At 72.5% G+C, this 14,186-nt stretch carries 14 protein-coding genes; 2 read left to right on the forward strand and 12 right to left on the reverse strand.

Annotated features, from left to right (window positions below):
* Window positions 1–288 precede the first annotated feature (288 nt).
* The 4 genes from IE295_RS09245 to IE295_RS09260 all read right to left on the reverse strand — a co-directional run bounded on the left by IE295_RS09245 (window position 289) and on the right by IE295_RS09260 (window position 6,606).
* On the reverse strand, window positions 289–1,707 hold the full coding sequence (locus tag IE295_RS09245) for a sugar porter family MFS transporter (protein ID WP_190063076.1): 1,419 nt from the start codon (window positions 1,705–1,707) through the stop codon (window positions 289–291).
* A gap of 190 nt (window positions 1,708–1,897) precedes the next feature.
* Window positions 1,898–5,467, reverse strand: coding sequence for a chromosome segregation protein SMC (smc, locus tag IE295_RS09250; protein ID WP_190063077.1), 3,570 nt, complete (start codon window positions 5,465–5,467; stop codon window positions 1,898–1,900).
* A 247-nt stretch (window positions 5,468–5,714) separates the two neighbouring features.
* On the reverse strand, window positions 5,715–5,918 hold the full coding sequence (locus tag IE295_RS09255; RefSeq protein ID WP_086574568.1) for a hypothetical protein: 204 nt from the start codon (window positions 5,916–5,918) through the stop codon (window positions 5,715–5,717).
* A 406-nt stretch (window positions 5,919–6,324) separates the two neighbouring features.
* The gene (locus tag IE295_RS09260; protein ID WP_190063078.1) at window positions 6,325–6,606 is read right to left on the reverse strand and encodes an acylphosphatase; all 282 of its coding nucleotides are present in this window, start codon (window positions 6,604–6,606) and stop codon (window positions 6,325–6,327) included.
* A 133-nt stretch (window positions 6,607–6,739) separates the two neighbouring features.
* Here IE295_RS09260 and IE295_RS09265 point away from each other — a divergent pair, with 133 nt between their 5' ends.
* Window positions 6,740–7,942, forward strand: a complete 1,203-nt coding sequence (locus tag IE295_RS09265) for a CAP domain-containing protein (RefSeq protein ID WP_190063079.1) — start codon at window positions 6,740–6,742, stop codon at window positions 7,940–7,942.
* A gap of 63 nt (window positions 7,943–8,005) precedes the next feature.
* Here IE295_RS09265 and IE295_RS09270 read toward each other — a convergent pair whose 3' ends face one another.
* The gene (locus IE295_RS09270) at window positions 8,006–8,590 is read right to left on the reverse strand and encodes a flavodoxin family protein (RefSeq protein WP_190063080.1); all 585 of its coding nucleotides are present in this window, start codon (window positions 8,588–8,590) and stop codon (window positions 8,006–8,008) included.
* Window positions 8,591–8,700: 110 nt separating this feature from the next.
* Here IE295_RS09270 and IE295_RS09275 point away from each other — a divergent pair, with 110 nt between their 5' ends.
* The gene (locus tag IE295_RS09275; protein ID WP_190063081.1) at window positions 8,701–9,114 is read left to right on the forward strand and encodes a winged helix-turn-helix transcriptional regulator; all 414 of its coding nucleotides are present in this window, start codon (window positions 8,701–8,703) and stop codon (window positions 9,112–9,114) included.
* A 49-nt stretch (window positions 9,115–9,163) separates the two neighbouring features.
* Here the strand turns inward: IE295_RS09275 and mutM are convergent, their stop codons facing one another.
* The 7 genes from mutM to rsmD form a co-directional block, all read right to left on the reverse strand.
* Window positions 9,164–10,051 carry a bifunctional DNA-formamidopyrimidine glycosylase/DNA-(apurinic or apyrimidinic site) lyase gene (gene mutM / locus IE295_RS09280; protein WP_190063082.1) on the reverse strand — a complete coding sequence of 296 codons (888 nt, stop codon included), beginning with the start codon at window positions 10,049–10,051 and terminating at the stop codon, window positions 9,164–9,166.
* An 82-nt stretch (window positions 10,052–10,133) separates the two neighbouring features.
* The gene (gene rnc, locus IE295_RS09285) at window positions 10,134–10,943 is read right to left on the reverse strand and encodes a ribonuclease III (RefSeq protein ID WP_190063083.1); all 810 of its coding nucleotides are present in this window, start codon (window positions 10,941–10,943) and stop codon (window positions 10,134–10,136) included.
* A 19-nt stretch (window positions 10,944–10,962) separates the two neighbouring features.
* Window positions 10,963–11,136 carry a 50S ribosomal protein L32 gene (gene rpmF / locus IE295_RS09290; protein WP_086575354.1) on the reverse strand — a complete coding sequence of 58 codons (174 nt, stop codon included), beginning with the start codon at window positions 11,134–11,136 and terminating at the stop codon, window positions 10,963–10,965.
* A 2-nt stretch (window positions 11,137–11,138) separates the two neighbouring features.
* A complete protein-coding gene (locus tag IE295_RS09295) occupies window positions 11,139–11,735 on the reverse strand; it encodes a YceD family protein (RefSeq protein WP_190063084.1) in 597 nt (198 codons plus the stop codon).
* A 191-nt stretch (window positions 11,736–11,926) separates the two neighbouring features.
* Window positions 11,927–12,958, reverse strand: a complete 1,032-nt coding sequence (locus IE295_RS09300; RefSeq protein WP_190063448.1) for a cell division initiation protein — start codon at window positions 12,956–12,958, stop codon at window positions 11,927–11,929.
* A 97-nt stretch (window positions 12,959–13,055) separates the two neighbouring features.
* Window positions 13,056–13,535, reverse strand: coding sequence for a pantetheine-phosphate adenylyltransferase (coaD, locus tag IE295_RS09305; RefSeq protein ID WP_190063449.1), 480 nt, complete (start codon window positions 13,533–13,535; stop codon window positions 13,056–13,058).
* 26 nt (window positions 13,536–13,561) lie between these two features.
* Window positions 13,562–14,161, reverse strand: coding sequence for a 16S rRNA (guanine(966)-N(2))-methyltransferase RsmD (gene rsmD / locus IE295_RS09310; protein WP_190063085.1), 600 nt, complete (start codon window positions 14,159–14,161; stop codon window positions 13,562–13,564).
* Between the last annotated feature and the right edge of the window lie 25 nt (window positions 14,162–14,186).

Consider the following 14,186-nt stretch of genomic DNA (forward strand, 5'->3'; position numbering starts at 1 on the left):
ACGGCCCGGAGCCCCCAACCGGGTGCGGTGCCCCCTGCCTGGGCCGCAAATAACCCCTACGCCCCTTCCAGGGCCCGCCCCATCCCACCCCGGCCCCTCCCGCCGTCAGCCGAGTGCCGCCAGTGTGTGGGCAATCGTTCCGCAAGGCGGAACGGGTGGGCACACACCGGCCCACCGGGCCGCACCCATCCGCCATGCGCCCGGTTCGGGCCCGCGTACAACGAAAAGGGCGTTGCCCCGGCTCGGTGCCGGGGCAACGCCCTTTCGAGGAGAGGGGCGGCGGGGGGGTTAGCCCATCTCCTCCAACGCCTTGCCCTTCGTCTCCTTGACGTACTTGAGTACGAAGGGAATCGAGAGCACGGCGAAGACCGCGTAGATCACGTACGCACCGGAGAGGTTCCAGTCCGCCAGGCTCGGGAAGCTGGCCGTGATGGCCCAGTTCGCGATCCACTGGGCGGACGCGGCCACGCCCAGTGCGGCGGCGCGGATGCGGTTGGGGAACATCTCGCCCAGGAAGACCCAGACCACGACGCCCCAGGAGAGGGCGAAGAAGAGGACGAAGGCGTGGGCCGCGATCAGCGCCACGGTGCCCTGGGTGGTCGGCAGGGTGCCGTCCGCCGTCTTGGAGGCGAAGGCCCAGGCCTCGAGGGCGAGGGAGAGCGCCATGCCGACGGAGCCGACGAGGGCGAGCGGCTTGCGGCCGATGCGGTCGACGAGGACCATCGCGATCACGGTGCCGACGATGTTGATGATCGACGTCGTGAAGCTGTAGAAGAACGAGCTCTCCGGGTTCACGCCCACCGACTGCCACAGCGTCGAGGAGTAGTAGAACGCGACGTTGATGCCGACGAACTGCTGGAAGACCGAGAGGCCGATGCCGACCCAGACGATCGGCAGGAGGCCGAAGCGGCCGCCGAGCAGGTCCTTGAAGGTGGACTTCTGCTCGCTCTTCATGGCGTTCTCGATCTCGGCGACGCGCTTGTCGAGGTCGACGGTGTGGCCCTCGACGTCGGCCAGGACCTTCTTGGCCTTGTCGGTCTTGCCGACCGAGATCAGGAAGCGGGGGGACTCGGGGATGGCGAAGGACAGCAGGCCGTAGAGGACGGCCGGGACGACCATGACGCCGAGCATGACCTGCCAGGCCTCGATGCCCATGAGCTTGCCGCGCTGGTCGCCGTCGGCGACGTTGAGGATGCCCCAGTTGACCAGCTGCGAGACGGCGATGCCGATGACGATCGCGGCCTGCTGGAACGCGCCGAGGCGGCCGCGGTAGGCCGGCGGGGAGACCTCGGCGATGTAGGCCGGGCCGATGACGGAGGCCATGCCGATGGCGATGCCGCCGAGGACGCGCCAGAAGGCGAGGTCCCACAGGGCGAAGGGCAGTGCCGAGCCGACGGCGCTGATGGTGAACAGCGTCGCGGAGATCTGCATGACGCGGATGCGGCCGATGCGGTCCGCGAGCCGGCCCGCGGTGGCGGCGCCGATGGCGCAGCCGATCAGGGCGATGGCGATGACCTGGGCGAGGGCGGCCGAACCGATGTCGTACTTCCCCCGGATGCCCTCGACCGCACCGTTGATCACGGAGCTGTCGTAGCCGAAGAGGAAACCACCCATCGCCGCGGCGGCGGTGATGAAGATGACGTGGCCGAGGTGGTCCGGTTGGGCCTTGCGGCCCTCGGACGCCTGCGCCGGCGCGGTGCTGGTCAACGTAACTCCTGGAACCCGGCCACGTTGCCGGGGTGGGGGGCGCCTTTCCAGTGGCGCACAAGATCGAAGTGACCACCACTTGAAGGCGTAAGCAACGTGGGAGACCCTATGTCTTCAATTTTCTAAGTCAATAGGTTGTGACCAAGATGTTTCCCGGGTGTTTTCCGGGCGTTGGGTTCAATAGTTGAAGCTATCGGAGGCGACTACTGATCACCTTCGACACTCCGTCGCCTTGCATCGACACTCCGTAGAGCGCGTCGGCCACCTCCATCGTGCGCTTCTGGTGGGTGATCACGATGAGCTGGGAGCTCTCCTGGAGCTCCTTCATGATCCCGATCAGGCGCTGGAGGTTGGTGTCGTCCAGTGCCGCCTCCACCTCGTCCATGACGTAGAACGGGCTGGGGCGGGCCTTGAAGATCGCCACGAGCAGGGCGACCGCGGTCAGCGAGCGTTCGCCGCCGGAGAGCAGGGACAGGCGCTTGACCTTCTTGCCCGGCGGACGGGCCTCCACGTCGACCCCGGTGGCCAGCATGTCGTCCGGGTCCGTGAGGACCAGACGGCCCTCGCCGCCGGGGAAGAGCCGGGAGAAGACGCCCTCGAACTCCCGGGCCGTGTCGTGGTACGCCGCCGTGAAGACCTCCTCCACCCGTTTGTCGACGTCCTTCACCACCTGAAGGAGGTCCGCGCGGGTCTTCTTGAGGTCCTCGAGCTGCTCGGAGAGGAACTGGTGGCGCTCCTCCAGCGCCGCGAACTCCTCGAGGGCGAGGGGGTTGACCTTGCCCAGCTGCTGGTAGGCCCGCTCGGCCGCCTTCAGGCGCTTCTCCTGCTCGGCGCGGACGTAGCGGACGGGCTGGTTGCGGGGGTGGGCCGGGTCCTCGGGGAGTTCCTCGCCCTCGGCCGGGGGCGAGGGGGGTACGGGCTGGTCGGGGCCGTACTCCGCGGCCAGCGCCGTGGGCTCCACGCCCAGCTCCTCCAGGGCCTTCGCCTCCAGCTGCTCGATGCGCAGCCGCTTCTCCGCGCCCAGCACCTCGCCCCGGTGGACCGAGTCGGTGAGCTTGTCCAGCTCCGCCTTCAGCTCGCGCGCCCGGTCGCGGCCCACGGTCAGCTCGAGCTCGCGCTCGGCCTTGGCGGCCTCGGCCGTGCGGCGCTCCTCGTCGGCCCGTACGAGCGAGAGCTCGACGTACGCCAGGAGCTGCCGGGCGCCGGCCGCCACCGCCGAGGCGACCTCGGCCTCGTGGCGCAGCCGCGCCTGCCGCTGCTGGGCGCGGGCCCGTGCCTCGCGCTCGGCGCGGGCCGCGCGGTCGAGGCCCTCGGCCCGGCCGGCGAGGGCCTTCATCCGCTCCTCGTGGGTACGGACCTGCAGGCGCGCCTCCATCTCGGTCTGCCGGGCGTTCGCGCCGTCGGCGGCGAGGCGGTCCCGTACGGAGGTGTCGGGTTCGTCGGTGCCGTCGTCGTCGCCCAGGGCCCGCTCCTGGGCGGCGGCCAGGCGCTCGGCGAGTTCCTCGGCCTCCTCGGTGGCGCGCTGGAGCGCCTCCTGGGCCCGCTCGGCGGCGGCCGTCGTCCGCTCGGCCTCGCCGGCCGCCGCGCGGGCCTGCCCGGCGAGGCGTCCGAGGGCCTGGGCGGCCTGGGACTTCTCCCGGTCGGCGGCGCTGCGCCGGGTGGCCAGCTCCTCCACGAGCGCGGCGTGGCGGGCGCGGCGTTCCTGGGCTTCCTCGCGCGCCGCGGCCAGCTCGGCGCAGCGGGCGTCGAGCTCGGTGAGTTCCGCGGTGGCCTCGTCGACCGCCGCCTGGGTCTCGATGAGGCTGGGTGCGCCGCCGGAGCCGCCCTGGGCGACGTGCGCGCCGAGCAGGTCGCCCTCGGCGGTGACGGCGGTCAGGCCGGGGTGGGTGGCCACGAGGTGCTCGGCGTCCTCGAGGGTGTCGACGACGACGATGTCGCGCAGGAGCCTGCGCACGGCGGGCAGCAGGTCCAGGGGGGCGCGGACGAGGTCGGCCGCGGCGAGGTGGGGGGCGGGCGCGGCCGGGACGGCGTCGTCGTAGGGGGCTCCGCCCAGCAGCAGCACGGCCCGGCCGGCGTCCTCCTTCTTCAGCAGGCGCAGGGCCTCGGCCGCGGCGGCGGGTCCGGTGACGGCGACGGCGTCGGCCGCGGCGCCCAGGGCGGTGGCGACGGGGAGTTCGTGGCCGGGGGTGACCGACAGGAGTCCGGCGGCCGGGCCGAGCAGTCCGCCCAATCGTTCCTTCGCCGCCAGCAGCGCGCCCGTGCCGTCCTTGCGCCGCAGGCCCAGGGCGAGGGCGTCGCGGCGGGCGGTGATCGCGGCGCGGCGGCGTTCGGCCTCGGTCGCCGCCTCGCGGGCCGCGTTCAGCGCGGTGTCGGCGGCGGCGAGGTCGGCCTTGGCCCGGTCGTGGCGGGCGGCGAGTTCGGCGTCGTCCGCGTCGGCGCCGTCGGCCTCGGCCTGGTGCCGCTCGTACTCCTCCTGCGCGGCGGCGGCCCGTTCGCGGGCCTCGTCGCGGGCGGCGGCCAGGCGGCCGATCTCGGCCTCGGCCGAGGCGGCGCGGCCGCGGGCGGCGGTGACCTGACCCTGCAGGCGGGCGAGCTGCTCGCGGCGGTCGGCGACGGCGCGGGCGGCGTCGCGCAGGCGGCGCTCCTCGTCGGCCAGGCGGCGTTCGAGGTCGGCGCGGTGCTGGGCGGTGTCCTCCAGGGCGCGGCTCGCGGCCTCGAGGGCGGCTTCGAGCTCGGCCTCCTGCTCGCGGACGCGGGCGGCCTCGCGCTCGAGGTCCTCGGGGTCGCGGCCGCGCCGCTCCTCGTCGGGGGCGGTGGTGGCGCTGGTGACGCGGGCGTCGGCGAGTCCGATGGTGCCGCGCACGCGTTCGGCGAGGCGGGAGAGCTCGTACCAGGTCTGCTGGGCGGTGGCCAGGCGCGGCGTCAGTTCGCGCACCTGCTCCTCGAGGGCCGCCTCCCGCTGGGCCGCCGCGCGCAGCTCGGCCTCGGCGGCCTCCTTGCGGGTCTTGAGGGCGGCCTCGTCGGCGATCTCCGCGCGCAGGGCCTCCCGCAGGGTGACCAGGTCGTCGGCGAGCAGGCGCAGCCGGGCGTCGCGCAGGTCGGCCTGGATGACGGCGGCCCGGCGGGCGACGGCGGCCTGGCGGCCGAGCGGCTTGAGCTGGCGGCGCAGTTCGTCGGTGAGGTCCTGGACGCGGGCGAGGTTGGCCTTCATCGCGTCGAGCTTGCGCAGCGCCTTCTCCTTGCGCTTGCGGTGCTTGAGGACGCCGGCGGCCTCCTCGATGAAGGCGCGGCGGCCCGTGGGGTCGGCGTGCAGGACGGAGTCGAGCTGGCCCTGGCCGACGATGACGTGCATCTCGCGGCCGATGCCGGAGTCGGAGAGGAGTTCCTGGATGTCGAGGAGGCGGCAGGTGTCGCCGTTGAGCTGGTACTCGCTGCCGCCGTTGCGGAACATGATCCGCGTGATGGTGACCTCGGCGTAGTCGATGGGCAGTGCACCGTCGGAGTTGTCGATGGTGAGGGAGACCTCGGCGCGGCCCAGCGGGGGGCGGCCGGTCGTCCCGGCGAAGATGACGTCCTCCATCTTGCCGCCGCGCAGGGACTTGGCGCCCTGCTCCCCCATGACCCAGGAAAGCGCGTCGACGACATTGGACTTTCCGGAGCCGTTGGGGCCCACGACACAGGTGATGCCGGGCTCGAAGCGCAGGGTGGTGGCGGAAGCGAAGGATTTGAACCCGCGCAGGGTCAGGCTCTTGAGGTGCACGCGGAAGGACTCTACCGCGCGCCGGTCCACCCTCCCCGCGTGCGGGAGCCGTTGGCGCGCCGCCTCTTTTCCCGGGCTTCACCCGCTGGTTTCACCTGTGAAGGGGCAGGGCAGATCACTTGTGAGAGGACGGGGAGAAGACGTCGGGACCCGCCGCCGGGAAACGACGAAGGGACGCCGAAGCGTCCCTTGCAACTCTCAAGCGGCTGACAGTGCAGCCCGACCGGCCCCCGGGGCAGGGCACGGGTCAGGCAAGCGCAGGCTCCGCGTGGGATACGTCGATGCTGTCGAGCAGCGAGTCGCCGTGAGCGGCGGCAGTCAGCGCGTCGTTCTCGGCCTGCATCCGAATGAGCTCGGATTCGAGGTCCTGGACACGCTGCTGAAGCCGTCGCATCTCGGAGAGGACTCGGGGGTCGGAGCCGCCGACGTAACCGAGAAGCGCCTTTGCCATGATGGATGGTCCTCCACACTGAGTGACCGACCGAAGCGGTGTGGGTCGTGAGGGATTCGCACCCGCGGTGTCTGCCATCACTACTGCGCGGTGTTTCAATGCCAAACAGCTAAGGTGCGCGGGGCTTCCAGCGTCTCACCAAATGGTTTGACGGTCAACACGATCACACCCCGTATCGGCGGGCGTCCCGGGGGTGTGCGCGGTGGATATCCGCGCCGCATTCCGCACCCGGAGCCCGAGGGGCGTAGAGATCATCCGTTGAGAGGCAGCCTTGCACGCTGCGGCCGAGTTGGCAACCATCAGGCAATTTCCGTGGTCTGCATATGCCAACGTCATATGAATCCGACGATCACCCTCCTCATGCTCCTGCGAAACCGAGCCGCGATCGGATTTCCCCGTCATCCGCTCAGCGGATCTCGAAGCCGTCGTAACCGCCCCTGGGTGTGTCCCAGATCTCGGTGACACCGTCCACACGGCCGGGCGTGTCGCCGTTGCGCAGCCATTCGAGCAATTGTTCGCAGCCCGGGCGGGGTCCCTCGGCGACGACCTGCACCCTGCCGTCGGAGAGGTTGGAGGCGAAGCCGATCAGGTCGCCGATCCGCAATGCGTTGGCCCGGGTGAACCAACGAAAACCGACGCCCTGCACATGTCCACGGACCCACGCCGTGAGACGGACATTCTCGTTCATGTCTGCACGTTAACCGGCCAATTACATAAGCAGCACTTCGACCCGGTTCTCGGTGCCGTACAGTCGCCGCCGAATAAGGACTCCCCCGGACGAGTGACGCACTTTGACGCCGAACACGTGAGGAAGGCAGCGGATGGGCCGCCATCGACGCTCTGCCCGCGCGACCGCCGATGAGGAGGTGGCGAACGCCCGGAAAGCCGGGGCTCCCCTGCCGGACGAGTCGGCCGACGCGTACGGGCCCGAGGATCCGGCCGAGGCGGTCACCCAGCCCATCCCCATCGTCCGCACCGGCCCCGCCGGTCCCGGGCGTCACCGCGGCCCGCGCCGCGGCAAACGGCGCGGCGGCGCGGACAGAACCGGCCGTACGGCAAGGGGCGGCGCGTCCGGCAAGGTGATCAAGTCCGTCCCGCCCGCGCGGCGGGTGGGGCTGCTCGGCGCCTCGGCCGCCGTGGCGATGGGCGCGGTCGCCATGGTCTCCGGGCTGCTGCCCGGCGGAGGCCTCACGGGCGGCGACGCCTCCTCCCCCGGCACCAGCGGAGCGATCCGGGCCGACGGCCCGGTCGAGGCCCCCGCGCAGAACTCCCGGCCGCCGGCCGCGGCCCAGGCCGACCGTCCGGGCGGCGACGCGCGGCGCCAGGAGCAGGCCGGGGCCGCCCGGGCGGAACAGGCGGTGAGCCGGACGGAGGCGGATGAGCGACGGGACGGGCAGGACGCCCCGCGGGGGACGGACCTGCGCGCGTCCCGGGGCGCCGAGCGCCCGCCGGCCTCGGCGCTGTCCGCACCTCCCTCCGCCGCGCCGCCCTCCGCCGCGCCCTCCGAGCGGCGGTCCGCTCCGGCGGCCGCCGTCACCACGGCCCGCGAGAAGGCCGGCGCGGCCCGTACGACCGCCGAGCGGCACCGTTCGGCGGTCGTGGAGGGCGAGCGCGCGGCGTCCGTGCCCGGCACGCTCGCCGACACCCGCTCCTCCACCGCGCATCTGGTGCTGGCCCTGGTCAACGCGGAACGGGCGAAGGCGGGCTGCCGCCCGCTGCGGGCGAGCTCCCAGCTCAACCGGCTCGCCCAGTCGTTCAGCGACGACATGGCCCGGCGGGGCTTCTTCGACCACACCGACCCGGACGGCCGGACCCCCTGGGAGCGGGCGGCCCGACGCGGCATCAAGAACCTGGGCGGCGAGAACATCGCGCGCGGCCACCCGGACGCGCGCACGGTGATGGACGCGTGGATGCGCAGCAGCGGCCACCGCGCCAACATCCTCAACTGCGACTACCGCAGCATGGGCGTCGGCGTGCACCACGGCGGCAACGGCCCCTGGTGGACGCAGGACTTCGGCTACTGACGCGCCGCCGGCCGGGCCCCGCCCTCGCGGGCGGGACCCGGCCGGTCCGGGGTGCGGCGTCCGTCAGACGGCGGCGCGGCCGGCGGCGTAGATCCGCGCCTGCTCGGTGATGCGGCGGCCGAGCAGCTCGGCGGTCGCGATGTCCGCCTTGTGCACGCCCTCGGGGCCCTGGTCGTTGTTGGTCTGGGCGCCGGCGCCGAGGAAGAAGCCGAGGCGGTTGATGTCGTTCTCGGAGGCCACGGAGCTGTTCCAGCCCGGCAGCGCGCCGAGGCCGACCCAGTGCATGCCGTGCTGGGCGGCGAGGACGGTGAAGAACTGCAGGGTGTGCAGCTTGTCGCCGCTCTTGGAGGCGGAGTTGGTGAAGCCGGCCGCCAGCTTGTCCTGCCAGGCGCGGGTGTACCAGCGGCCCGAGGTCGACTCGGCGAAGACGTGGAAGGCGCCGGAGGCGGTGCCCATGTAGGTGGGCGAGCCGAAGACGATGGCGTCGGAGGCGTCGAGCTGCTCCCACTGGGCGTCGGTGATCTCGGCGACGTTGATCAGGTGGACGGTGGCGCCGGCGTCGGTGGCACCGTCGCGGACGGCCTCGGCGAGGACGGCGGTGTGGCCGAAGCCGGAGTGGTAGGCGATGGAGACGACGGGGGTGGTCACGGCGGGTAACTCCTCGGAGAGCCGATGGGCAGTGCGATGACCAAAGGAAAGCACTAACTTTTGGAAAGCGCAATCCCGAAGAGAGCGCTGTGCCGGAGTATGGTGTTCACATGACGACCCACGGCACGGCAGGGGAAGCCTGCGACGGCGGCGCGGACGAGCAGTTGCCCTTCGACGTCTTCGCGCGCAGCTGTCCCTCGCGCGAAACCCTCGGGCATGTCACGGGGCGCTGGGGCGCGCTGACGCTCGGCGCGCTGCGCGAGGACACACTGCGTTTCAACGAGCTGCGCCGCCGCGTCGACGGCGTCAGCGAGAAGATGCTCTCCCAGACCCTGCACGCGCTGGAGCGCGACGGGCTGGTGCACCGCGAGGCCCAGCCCACCAACCCGCCCCGGGTGGACTACCGCCTGACCCCTATGGGTCAGGAGATCACCGAGCGGCTGATGGGACTGATCGAGCTCGTCGAGGAGCGGATGCCGGAGGTCCTGACGGCACGTCGGGCCTACGACGCCGAGCAGCCCTGACCGGCCCGGCGGCGGGCAAGGGCGTACGCCGTGACCGGCCGGCGGCGACCTACGCCGTGGCGCGCGGCGGGCGCTGGCAGCGCGGGCAGAAGTAGCTGGAGCGGTTCATCCAGGGGCGGCGGCGCATGGCCGTACCGCAGCGCCGGCAGGGCTCGTCCTCACGCCCGTAGGCGTCCAGCGAGCGGTCGAAATAGCCCGACTCGCCGTTCACGTTGACGTAGAGGCTGTCGAAGCTGGTGCCGCCCGCGGCGAGCGCCTCGTTCATGACCTCGCGGATGTGCAGCAGCAGCTCGGCAGTGCGCGGGCGGGTCAGCGAGGCGGTGGGGCGGTCGTAGTGCAGCCGGGTGCGCCACAGCGCCTCGTCGGCGTAGATGTTGCCGACGCCGCTGATCAGCGACTGGTCGAGCAGCGCGCGCTTGATCGTCGTGCGGCGCCGGCGCAGCGCGGTGTGGAAGGCCTCGTCGTCGAAGGCCGGGTCGAGCGGGTCGCGGGCGATGTGGGCGATGACGTCCGGGAGGCCGTCGGGGTCGCCGGGCACCGTCTCGTGCAGCGAGAGGCCGCCGAAGGTGCGCTGGTCCACGAAGCGCAGCTCGGTGGCCTGGGCGTCGGCGAAGCGCACGCGGACGCGCAGGTGCTTCTCGTCGGGGGAACCCTGGGGCTGGACGAGCAGTTGGCCGCTCATGCCCAGGTGGGCGAGGATCGCGCGGTCGGGGGCGGCCGAGGCGCCGAGGGGCTCGACGGGCAGCCACAGGTACTTGCCGCGGCGCCGGGCCGGGCCCACCCGGTGGCCGACGAGCTGGGCGGCGAAGTCGCCGGGGCCGGCGAGGTGCCGGCGGACGGCCCTGGGGTGGAGCACCTCGACGTCTGCGACCGTACGGCCGCAGACCCAGCGTTCCAGACCGCTGCGGACGACCTCGACCTCGGGCAGCTCGGGCACCGCACTCCTTTGGGTTGTCCACGACGTCCGGGCGGGCCCGCTGTGCGGGACCGCCCGGAAGACGTTGCTGAAAAAGGGTGCGTCAGTGGGACGCGCCCTGCGCGTTGCCGGCGCCCTCGGCGTCCGCCTTGGCGGCCGCCGCGCGCGCCTCCGCGGCGCTGTTGATGGCGCGCCAGGCGGACTCCGCCGCCTGCTGCTCCGCTTCCTTCTTGCTGCGGCCGGTGCCGGTGCCGTACGCGACACCACCGACGCGGGCAGCAGCCGTGAAGGTCTTCTCGTGGTCCGGACCGGTCTCGGAGACCAGGTACTCCGGCACCCCGAGGCCCTCCGTGGCGGTCAGCTCCTGGAGGCTGGTCTTCCAGTCCAGGCCGGCGCCGAGGTTGGAGGACTTCTCGATCAGCGGGTCGAAGAGCCGGTGCACCAGCTCCGCGGCCGCATCGAGGCCCTGGTCGAGGTAGACCGCACCGATGACCGCTTCCAGGGTGTCCGCGAGGATGGACGCCTTGTCGCGGCCGCCCGTGCCCTCTTCGCCCCGGCCGAGCCGGATGAAGGCACCCAGGTCCAGGCCCCGGCCGACCTCGGCCAGTGCACGGGAGTTGACCACCGCGGCCCGCAGCTTGGCCAGCTGGCCCTCGGGCAGGTCGGGGTGGATGCGGTAGAGCGTGTCGGTGACCACCAGGCCGAGCACGGAGTCCCCGAGGAACTCCAGCCGCTCGTTGGTGGGCAGCCCGCCGTTCTCGTACGCATAGGACCGGTGCGTCAGCGCACGCACCAGAAGGGCGGTCTCGAGTTTGTACCCGAGCCGCCCTTCCAGAAGCGTGTGAGACGAGGCCGTGTCCGTCGGCGCCGGTTCTTGCCCGCGGCTGCGGGACGGCGTACTGGCGTCTGACATGAAGCCTGTCACCCGCCGATCAGACCGCGAGGACCTGGCGCTTGTTGTAGGTGCCGCAGCTGGGGCACGCGATGTGCTGCTGCTTCGGCTCGTGGCAGCGCTCGCACGCCACCAGGGGGGTGACCGCAGCCTTCCACTGCGACCGGCGGTGGCGCGTGTTGCTGCGCGACATCTTCCGCTTCGGAACAGCCACGGCTACTTCTCCTGTGAGTCATCCCCGTCGGAACGGGGTGCGTTGTCCTTCTCGCCGTCCTGGTCGGAACCGGCGAGTCCCTGCAGTGCCGCCCAACGGATGTCGACGGCGTCGTGGTGGTGGTCCGGGTCGTCCGCCAGCCGCGCTCCGCACTCGGAGCACAGGCCGGGGCAGTCTTCCTGGCACACCGGCTGCAGCGGCAGTGAGAGCACCACCGCGTCCCGCAGCACGGGTTCGAGGTCGAACATGTCGTCCTCGAGGAAGAGCATGTCCTCCTCGTCGTCCTCGGCGTCGTCGTCCGCGGCCGCGATGCGGCCCCGGGCGTCGGCGTCGGGGTAGGAGTACATCTCCTGGAAGTCCGCTTCGAGCTCGTGCTCCAGCGGCTCCAGACACCTTACGCACTCCCCGGTGAGCGGCGCACGGGCGGTGCCTGTGACAAGCACCCCTTCCATGACCGACTCGAGGCGGAGGTCGAGCTCCACCGCGGCGTTCTCGGGCACTCCGATGACCTCGATGCCGAGGTCCGTGGGGGCCGGGACGGAGCGGGAGATCCGCTTCAGCGCGCCGGGTCGCCGGCCCAGCTCGCGTGTATCGAACACGAGAGGGTTGCGGGGATCAAGGCGGGCGTTCAGGGCTTCCTGCTTTCTACGCTGCGGTGACGGCGCCCCCGTGCTCGTGGAGCGCGGCGGGCAGCCTGGATCGCGGACGTACACGCGACCGAAGAGCCAGGATACTGGACGGGCCGCCGTGGTCCCAATCCGCACCCCCCTGCACGGGGGAAAGGGGGCGGTCAGCGCCCCTGCTCGTACTGCCGGAGCCGGTCGAGGTCGATCATTCCGGTGTCGAAGAGGCTCGTCTCGTCGAGCGCGGCCGTCTGCGGTTGCGCCTGGTACTGCTGGTGCGCGGGGTCCTGGGCCGGCCAGGCGTACGGGTCGGGCTGCTGGGGGTAGCCGCCGGGCACCGCGTAGGGGTCCAGCTGCGGCGGGTACGGCTGGGGGGCGCCGTACGCGTCCTGCCCCGCGCCGTACTCCGCGGCCGGGGCGGCGTAGTCGCCCCAGTCGCCGGTCCGGTCCTCCTGAGGGGACGCGGCGGGCTCCTGGGGGGCGGCGAGGCCCGCGAGGAAGTCGGCGTCACTGGCGGGGGGCCCGCCGGGCAGGCGCTCCTGGGCGGCCATGTGCGCCGCCAGCTCGTCCACGGGGCGACCGGCGAGCAGCTTCTCCCGCCCGCGGCCGACCGCCTCCAGCGTGCCGGCCAGCACGGCCGAGACGGTCCCCAGCTTGGCGTCCACGTAGGCGTCGGCGTCGCGGCGCCGCCTTGCGGGGTCGGCGGCGCGCCCGGGGGCGTCGTCCGCGCGGTGGTCGCCCGCCGGGTCGCCGGGCGCGAGGCCGAGCAGCTTCTCGCGGCCGCGGTCGACCGAGCCGATGGTCTTGGTGAGGACGACCTCGAAGTTGGCGAGCTTGCTGTCGACGTAGTCGTCGGCCCCCGCGCGGATGGCGGCGGCCTCGCGGCGGGCGTCCTCGAGGATGCGCGTGGCCTCCTGACGGGCCTCGCGGGCGACCTCCGTGTCGGAGATCAGCGAGCCGCGCTGGGCGCGGGCGGCCCGCAGGATCCGCTCGGCCTCGGCCCGGGCGTCGGCGACCATCCGCTCCCGGCCGCCGATGACCTCCTCCGCCTGGGCCAGGGCGCCGGGCAGGGCGGCCCGCATCTCCTCCAGCCGGGCGAGCAGCTCGGCGCGGTTGAGGACGCAGGAGGCCGACATGGGCAGGGCGCGGGCAGCGGCGACGGTCGTGACGATCTCGTCGAGCTTCTTCTGCACGTCCACGGTGACGCTCGCCACTCTCTCGGGGCCGACGGCACGAACGGGACGACTGTAGGGCCGGCGGGCCGCGCCCGGCAGCAACTGACGAAGCGTCAGTTGACTACCGCTTCTCGAGCCGCTCGTTCAGCGCCTCGAGCACCAGCGGCGGCACCAGGTGGGAGACGTCCCCGCCCCAGGCCGCGACCTCCTTGACCAGGCTCGAGGACAGGAAGCTGTAGGTGGGGTTGGTCGGCACGAACAGCGTCTCGACGCCGGAGAGGCCGTTGTTCATCTGGGCCATCTGCAGCTCGTAGTCGAAGTCGCTGACCGCCCGCAGGCCCTTGACGATCGCGGGGATGTCGCGCTGCTTGCAGAAGTCGACGAGCAGGCCGTGGAAGGACTCGACCTTCACGTTGCCGTACTCGGCGGTGACCTGCCGCAGCAGCTCTATCCGCTCGTCGACGGTGAACAGGCCCTGCTTCGACTTGTTGATCATCACCGCGACGTGCACGACGTCGTACAGCCTGGACGCGCGGGCGATGATGTCGAGGTGTCCATTGGTGACGGGGTCGAACGACCCCGGACAGACGGCGCGGCGCAACGGTGGTTCCTCGCTCTCCGGTCCATTCATGACGTGCCCGATCCCGATCCGGCGGTGCACGCCGAGGCGGCGCGACCGTACCAAAGCGTCCCCTCGCCGTAACGACGGGCCCTCAGGGCGTCGAAGCCCTCCGGCCAGCCGAATTCCCCGCCGCGGGTGCTGCGCTCCACGGTGACCAGTGCCTCGTCGGCGAGCCAGCCCCGGGTGCGGAGTGTGAGCAGGATCTCGCGCAGGGCGTCGTCGCCGACGACGTAGGGCGGGTCCAGGAAGACCACGTCGTACGGGCCGGCCGGCGGCGCCCCGGCGATGACCTGCTCCGCCTTGCCCGTGCGCACCTCCGCGCCCGGCAGGCCCACCGCGCGCACGTTGTCGCGGATGACCCGGACCGCGCGGGCGTCGGCCTCCACCAGCAGCACGTGCCCGGCGCCGCGCGAGAGCGCCTCCAGGCCGACCGCGCCCGAGCCGCCGTAGAGGTCCAGGACGCGGGCGCCGTCCAGCGTGCCCAGGAAGGACTCCCAGGTGGAGAACAGGCCCTCGCGCGCCCGGTCGGAGGTGGGGCGGGTGCCGGTGCCGGGCGGCACGGCCAGGCGGCGTCCGCCGGCGGCGCCGGCGATCACGCGGGTCATGGGTCTCGGAGTCCTTCGCGGTGTC

Source organism: Streptomyces griseocarneus, assembly GCF_014655595.1.
In the GTDB taxonomy this organism is placed as follows: Bacteria; Actinomycetota; Actinomycetes; order Streptomycetales; family Streptomycetaceae; genus Streptomyces; species Streptomyces griseocarneus.